This is a genomic window from Streptomyces capoamus (assembly GCF_014654935.1).
Classification (GTDB): Bacteria; Actinomycetota; Actinomycetes; order Streptomycetales; family Streptomycetaceae; genus Streptomyces; species Streptomyces capoamus.
In genome coordinates, this window is the sequence record NZ_BNBF01000002.1 from 240690 (window position 1) to 247890 (window position 7201).

Here is a 7201-nt window from a genome sequence, read left to right on the forward strand (position 1 = left end):
GCTCCGGCCCGCGTACGGTCCTGCTCGCCCATGAAGCCGGCCTGATCGCCCGCTTCTGGGAGGCCGGGGGCCGGGAGCTGCTGGCCTCGCTCCAGCAGTCGGCGCGGCGCCCCGCCGACGCCCCGCACGGCCTGTGGCTGCTGCTTCCGGCGGAGGATCCGCGTGCCACGCCGACGCTGGACGGCCGGACCGTGGAGGTGGTGGACCGGGTGACGGAGTGGGAGGTGCTGGACGGGCTGTTCCTGAAGAGCCTGCGCACGGCCGAGTCACCCGCTTGATCGTCGGGGGTCGGCGGACCGTACCGGTGCCCGTGGATTTCGCGGGCACCGAGTGCCATCCGGACGGAACACCTTGCCCGGCCAAGTGGGGAAATCTACGCTGATCACCTTTCCTTCCGCGGAGCGGCGCCCCGGGTCCCACTCGTGCTGTGCTCCCAGTCTGCCGCTGCCGAGGGAGGACCTGGAGGACGGAAGATCCGGGGGGATCGATGGTGATGAAGGTGGGCGGGGGCCTCCTCGGCAAGAAGATCGTGAAGACGTATCCGCCGCGCGGCGACACGCAGCTGGTGCGGTTGGCGGCGGTCGCGCCCTTTACTTGTACGCGTTGCGGTCAGACGAAGACGGCGAAGCTGGTCGCCGCACGGGGTGACGCCCTGTACTGCAACGGCTGCTACGGGCGCATGGAGGCGTCGGCCCCGGAGCCGGTCGCGGACGCGCAGTCGCAGGTCCCGGAGGCGGAGGACCTCGCAGGCGTCGTAGTCGGGGAACTCGACGGCGGGCTGCCCCACTCGGTGGTCAACACCGGTCTCACGGTGGAGTGGAAGTTCCACGTGCGAGCCGAGCACCTCCTGCACGGTACGTGCCCCGTACCTGCCGAGATGGCCGGCCGAGCCGCTTCCCAGGAACGCTTCGACCTCACGTTCCTGCGCGGGCGCCGCCGCATCAGGATCCTGGACGAGCAGAAGGGCATCAGGCTCGACGCCAACGGTACCGAGCCGGTCCTGACCGGTCTGACGTGGCAGTCCTTCGTCCTTCCCGGCACCCGCGTGTCGGTGCGGTGGGACACCTGGAGGAAGCTGCGCCTGGCCTACACCCCGCTGGACGAGCCCGTCGTCTTCGGCGGCACCGTGGTCCGCTACGCCTACGACCCGAGGATCATGACCCGTGAACTCGCGGCGTTCGACGCCCGCGTGGACCGGGTGGAGGAACTCGTCCTGATCGCGCTGCGCGAACTCGGTTACCTGGACGAGAAGGGCCGGGCGCTGCTGCCGCAGGAGGCGCTGGTCCGGAACACCGTCGAGCGCGCGCAGCCGTCGGAACGGCCGGCCGAGAAGAAGATCCACGGGGCGATCGAGCGGCTCCTGTCCCGCCGGCTCCTCACCTGGGAGCAGGGCAGCATCAACCGGGCCGCCATGCTGCACTATCCCGCACGACGCGGGGAGACACCGGTTCCGCTGCTCTGCTACGCCCCGGTGCTCCGGGTCGCGGAACGCGAGGACCTCCGCGATGACCCGAGCGCGGGGTACGGCGTGAGCGCCCACCGGGTCGCGGGGCACCTGATGCGCATCGGCCACCTCGGCAAGGACGCGAGCCCGGAGGCGGCAGCCGCCTATCGGGAGGATCACGCCAGGGCCGGCCTGGCCGGGCCCCACGAGCTGCCCCGGGGCTTCACGTACGTGCGTGAGCACGAGCGGGGGATGTAGGCGAGGGCGCGTACGGCGGTGGGGTGGCGCCCGTCCCGGTCCGCATGGCCGGACCGCTGGTGTGTGGCACCGGCAACCGTCTGACCAGCACGAATGTCGAGTCGCGCCTGGTGGACGGCCCGGTACGCATCGGTTTCAACGAATGCGGTGCGGCGGGGCTGGCAGGATGGGACGGCGGGCCGGGGGGTTCGCAGGGAAATCGGTGCATCCGCGGTGATCGCGGGACCGTGAGCGGGATGAGAGGTGCGGCTGTGACGGTGACGCCCGAGGAGACACAGGGGGCGGGGGCCTCGCTCGACAGGACGCGGCTGCTGAAGGATCTCCAGGCCCAGGCCCGGATCCTTGAGGACGATCTCCGGGCCCGTACCGAGAACGAGCCCGAGTTCCGGGACGCGCTGCGCGTCGAGTACGAGAAGGCGGTCGCGGCGGAGCGTACGGCCGCGATGTACGAGACCTGGCGGGACGAGCGGGTCGTGCAGATCGCCGCCGCGTGGGTGCTGGCGTGTGTCTTCGTACGGTTCAGCGAGGACAACGGGCTGATCCCGGACGCGTGGCTCTCGGGGCCGGGTGATCGGCTGGCCGAGGCGCAGGACCGGCACGACGCGTACTTCCGGGAGAACCCGTCGAAGAACGACCGGGACTGGCTGCTGGACTCCTTCGACGCGCTGGCGAAGTCGCATCGGACGGTGGAGGGGCTGTTCGACCGCGCGCACAATCCGCTGTACGAGGTGACGCCCTCCTACGAGGCGGCTACGGCCCTGCTCGCGTTCTGGCGGCAGCGGGGCGCGGACGGCGAGATCGTCCACGACTTCACCGACCCCGCGCTGGACACGCGTTTCCTCGGCGACCTGTACCAGGACCTGTCCGAGCACGCCCGCAAGACGTACGCGCTGCTCCAGACCCCGGTGTTCGTGGAGGAGTTCATCCTCGACCTGACCCTTGAGCCCGCCGTGGAGGAGTTCGGGCTGACGCCGGCGTGGAAGCACCGGCCCTCCGGGTGGGACGGTGAGGTGTGGGCCGACGGTCCGGGCGGCGAGGAGGTCGTCCGGGGGCTGCGGTGCATCGACCCCGCGTGCGGCTCCGGGCACTTCCTGCTGGGCATGTTCGAGCGGCTGTTGGGGAAGTGGCGGGAGGCCGAGCCGGGTACTGAGCCCTGGGTGCTGGTGCGGCGGGCGTTGGAGTCCGTGCACGGCGCCGACAAGAACCCGTTCGCCGTGGCCATCGCTCGGTTCCGGCTGCTGGTGGCTGCCTTGAAGGCGGGCGGCGTGCGGGACTTGAGCGCGGCTCCCGGGTTGCCTATCCGGGTGGCTGTGGCGGACTCGCTTCTTCATGGGCGGGGCGCGGAGACGGTCACTGAGGCTTTTGACACCCTGTTCGCGGACAATGAGCCGTTCTATTTCCGCACCGAGGACGTGGAGGAGTACGCGCGGGAGGTTGATCTTCTCGGGCGGGGTTCGTATCACGTGGTGGTGGGGAATCCGCCGTACATCACGGTCAAGGACGCCAACGAGAACAAGAACTACAAGGCCGCGTACGACGCCTGTTATCGACAGTACGCGTTGTCCGTACCGTTCGCTCAGCGGATTTTTGAGCTGGCGGTGCGGGCGGGGGGTGACCATCGGGATGGTGGGTTCACCGGGCAGATCACTGCCAACTCGTTCATGAAGAGGGAGTTCGGGAAGAAGCTGATCGAGGAGTTCTTCCCGAGGGTTCAGCTTACGCATGTGATCGACACGTCCGGGGCTTACATTCCGGGGCACGGGACGCCGACCGTCATTCTAGCGGGGCGGAACCATGTACCTCGGAAGGCACAGGCTGTCCGTGCAGTTCTCGGGGTCAAGGGAGAGGGGAGTCAACCTGCGGAGCCTGAGAAGGGCCTGGTGTGGCAGGCGATTGTCAAGCAGGTCAAGCATCCAGGAAGCGCGTCACAGTGGGTATCTTCTGAGGACGTAGAACGCGGGCGTTGGGCAAAACACCCCTGGTCACTTTCCGGGGGAGGCATCGCTGATCTGATGTCGCAGCTTCATGCGGATGCGGGGCGTCTCAGTGACCGTGTTCTCCGTATTGGTTTTTACGGGATGACGCATGCCGACGACGCCATGTTGGCACCACAAGGGGTCTTCACGCGTTACAGACTGGAAGAGGAGGCTCGCGTCCCTGTTGCAGCCGGGGAGGACGTTAGAGACTGGTACGTGCGCGCACCGAATGAAGTCTTCCACCCTTATGACTCAACCAAAAACCTGTTGGCCATCGAGACCCTGCCCCGATTCTCACGCTTTCTATGGCCCGTCCGAACGGAACTTGGAAACCGAGCGACCTTCGGCACGGGCACCTACTTCAATAGTAGCCGCCCTTGGCATGGATGGCATCAGATCCCCAGCGACACAGAAGCTGACGCGAAGGCGATCGCTTTTAGCTTCGTTTCTACTCATAGTAACTTCGCACTAGTACAAGACAGCAAGGCATTCAAACAGTCAGCACCGCTGATCAAACTCCGAAAGGGAGTGAGCAGGGAGCGGTATCTGGAATTGCTGGGCGTGTTGAACTCATCGACGGCTTGTTTCTGGCTGAAGCAGATGAGCCACAACAAGGGGCGCCCTGGAGCCGAGAGAGGAGATGCTGACGAACCTTGGGAACACCGGTACGAATTCACCGGAACTAAGCTTCTGGAGTTTCCGCTTCCCAGGCATCTTCCGCTCACCCTCAGTGACGAACTCGAGGCTCTCGCCAGAGCGGCTGTCGAGCATGCCCCCACAACATGTACCGCCAACGGTGTACCGAGTCGTGAAGCTCTGGCTGAGGCTCGCCGCGGCGAGAGCCGATCCCGCATCCGGATGATTGCCTTGCAGGAGGAACTTGACTGGACCTTCTACGGTGCGTACGGACTGCTCAGCCCCAACGAGCTCGCACGAACCACCGCAGCTGAGGTTCCGGAAGTATGTCTTGGGGAGCGCGCCTTCGAAATCGTATTGGCCCGGAAGATGCGGGACGGTGAAGGTGGCAACAAGTGGTTCGAGCGGCACGGGTCCACCCCCGTCACCGAGATCCCGGCCCACTGGCCGGAGGCATACCGGAAGGTCGTCCAGGCCCGGATCGATCTCATCGAGGCCAACAAGGACATCCGTCTCATCGAGCGGCCCGAGTTCAAGCGCCGCTGGTCCATCGAGCCTTGGGAGAAGCGGGAAGCCGCCGCCCTCCGGAGCTGGCTGCTCGATGCCGCCGAGCGGGAGGACCTGTGGTTCGACGAGCGGGACGGGTTCACCGTGCCCCGGCCGCTCACCGTCAACCAGCTCGCCGACGCCCTGCGCCACGACAAGGACGTCCAGGCCGTGGCCGAGCTGTACGCCACCGATCACCTCGGCAAGCGGGATGCCTCCCTCGCCACCGTGCTGGCTGCCGTCATCGACGCCGAGCACGTGCCGTACCTGGCCGCCCTGCGCTACAAGGACTCCGGTCTGCGCAAGCGGGCCCAGTGGGAGCAGGTCTGGGAGCAGCAGCGGGAGGAGGACCGTACGGGGCAGCGGCTCGACATCAAGGTGCCGCCGAAGTACACCAGCGCCGACTTCCTCAAGCACTCCTACTGGTCCAACCGAGGCAAGCTCGACGTTCCCAAGGAGCGCTTCATCTCCTACCCCGGCGCCTCCCTGGAGTCGGACGGCTCCCTCCTCCTCGGCTGGGCCGGCTGGAACCACCGGGACCAGGCCGACGCCCTGGTCGGTCTCATCCGCAGCCGGATCGAGGTCGGCGGCTGGGACAAGAAGGACCCCCGGCTCGTGCCTCTGCTCGCCGGGCTCCGGGAAGTGATGCCCTGGGTCCACCAGTGGTACGGCGAGTACGACGAGGAGTGGGAGGGCAACCCCGCCGAGGAGTTCCAGGCCGCCCTCGACTCGGGCCGCGCGGACGCGGAGGTATCCGAGGCGGACCTCGTCAAGTGGCGTCCGGAGAAGAAGACCGGCGGGCGCAAGAAGAAGAGCGAGTAAGCAAGCGCAGAGGGGCGGTCGGCAGCCGACCCCCCCTCCGTCGCACTGTTCAGCCGCGCGCGGCCAGCCGCACGAACGCCGCCCATTCATCGGCGCCGACGGCAAGAAACGCTTCCTCCGGCCGCTTGGAGTCACGGACCAGCACGGCCGTACCCACGTCCGCGACCTCCACGCACTGACCGCCATCACCCGCGCTGTAGCTGCTCTTCACCCAGGTCAGCCCGGCTACCTGATCGGCGTTGGCCTTCACAACTCTCCTAAGAGCTTCTCGATCCAGGCCAGCGATTCCTTGGGGTTCTTGGCTTGCGCCCTCAAAACGCCATACGTCGACTCGAACCCCTGGACCCTCGCCGGTTCCGCGTGCAGGGTGCTGTGGCTCTGCACCTCCGTGTAAGCCATCCTGCGCCCTGAGCGCGTAAGGATCAACGTGAACGGCCCTGCCACCCCGCCGTGCTCGTCGCGATCCGTGGGCATGACCTGGATCTCGATGTTCCGCTCATGGCCCATCATCAACAGGTGCTCCAACTGGGCACGGTGCACTTCTTTGCCGCCGAGAGGCCGCAGGAAGACGTGCTCCTCGATGACGAAGCTCAGCAGCGGTTTGGGACGGCGCGAGAGCAGCTTCTGCCGGTCCAAACGGGCGGTCAAGCGCTGCTCCACCGTTTCCGCATCCAATAACGGGCGCCACATCTCGAAGACGGCTCGCGCGTACTCCTCGCACTGCAACAGCCCGTTCACCAAGTGCGCGTCGTATACGTGCAGTTCGTTGGCCTCGACCTCATAACTGACGAACTTGCGGAAAAACGACGGATACCGCGCCTTGGCCACCTCCTCCTTCATGGCCACCAGCACGCCCCGCGCCCCCACCACCCGGTCCACCGCGTCGATCAGCTCAGGCTTGGGAATCCGGCGTCCCTGCTCCACCGCCGCGATCTGCGCCTCGCCGTACCCGACCAGACTGCCCAACTGCGGTTGAGTCAGCCCGGCCGCTTCCCTCAGCAGCTTCATCTGCCGGCCGAAGCAGCGCAGGAACTCGACGTTCGAGTCCGGCTCGGCACCGCCCGCACCCGAATCGGCACCCGTATCCATGGCCGCACAGTAGGACGCCAGTACGCCAACCGCGCCCCAAAAGGCACAAGTTGCCTCGTGTGAGTGAACAGCTCCTCGCGAAAGCTTTCTTCACTCAACGCGTCCATCCGGCCACTTTGCGTGCGCTACCGTCACTCCCAGCAGCAACACATAAGACGGCCCCCGCGACGGCTAGCGACCGTCCGCGAGGGCCTAAACCACCAGTGGAAGTTAGGGCTCCCACAGTGATGTACCGGCACCATATCGCGCCCCCGCGCGCCTACACCCAGTTCTCCCACGACATCATCCGGCATCCCCGGCTCTCCTCCGACGCCGTACGCCTTCTCACCTGGCAACTCTCGCTCCCCCAGGGCGCGCGAGAATCCCTCTCCCGTACGGCTGAACGCGCGAACATCGGCGCCTGCGCCTTCACCCGCGCCAAGCGCCAGCT

The 7201-nt window shown here is 66.8% G+C and carries 5 protein-coding genes and 1 pseudogene; 4 read left to right on the top strand and 2 right to left on the bottom strand.

The annotated features are described in order from the left end of the window. The 3 genes from IE312_RS04565 to pglX all read left to right on the top strand — a co-directional run. Positions 1-278: hypothetical protein (locus IE312_RS04565; RefSeq protein ID WP_189978611.1), on the top strand; the 278-nt coding region annotated here is incomplete at its 5' end. 209 nt (positions 279-487) lie between these two features. Beyond that, positions 488-1702: a hypothetical protein gene (locus IE312_RS04570; protein WP_189978612.1), complete on the top strand. Its 1215-nt coding sequence runs from the start codon at positions 488-490 to the stop codon at positions 1700-1702. 251 nt (positions 1703-1953) lie between these two features. Continuing rightward, positions 1954-5682 (top strand): BREX-2 system adenine-specific DNA-methyltransferase PglX, encoded by a 3729-nt coding sequence (gene pglX / locus IE312_RS04575; RefSeq protein ID WP_229899042.1) that lies wholly within the window; start codon positions 1954-1956, stop codon positions 5680-5682. 49 nt (positions 5683-5731) lie between these two features. Here the strand turns inward: pglX and IE312_RS04580 are convergent, their stop codons facing one another. Next, positions 5732-5932: a DUF397 domain-containing protein gene (locus IE312_RS04580; protein ID WP_189978613.1), complete on the bottom strand. Its 201-nt coding sequence runs from the start codon at positions 5930-5932 to the stop codon at positions 5732-5734. Then, positions 5929-6771, bottom strand: a complete 843-nt coding sequence (locus tag IE312_RS04585) for a helix-turn-helix domain-containing protein (RefSeq protein WP_189978614.1) — start codon at positions 6769-6771, stop codon at positions 5929-5931. The genes IE312_RS04580 and IE312_RS04585 overlap by 4 nt, the downstream gene beginning before the upstream one ends. A gap of 227 nt (positions 6772-6998) precedes the next feature. Here IE312_RS04585 and IE312_RS38740 point away from each other — a divergent pair. Continuing rightward, a pseudogene (locus IE312_RS38740) lies at positions 6999-7201 on the top strand (hypothetical protein); the annotation flags it as partial.

Coding starts and splice junctions, on each gene's coding strand:
- IE312_RS04570 (WP_189978612.1), top strand. CDS start 488: ATGGTGATGAAGGTGGGCGGGGGCCTCCTCGGCAAGAAGATCGTGAAG.
- IE312_RS04585 (WP_189978614.1), bottom strand. CDS start 6,771: ATGGATACGGGTGCCGATTCGGGTGCGGGCGGTGCCGAGCCGGACTCG.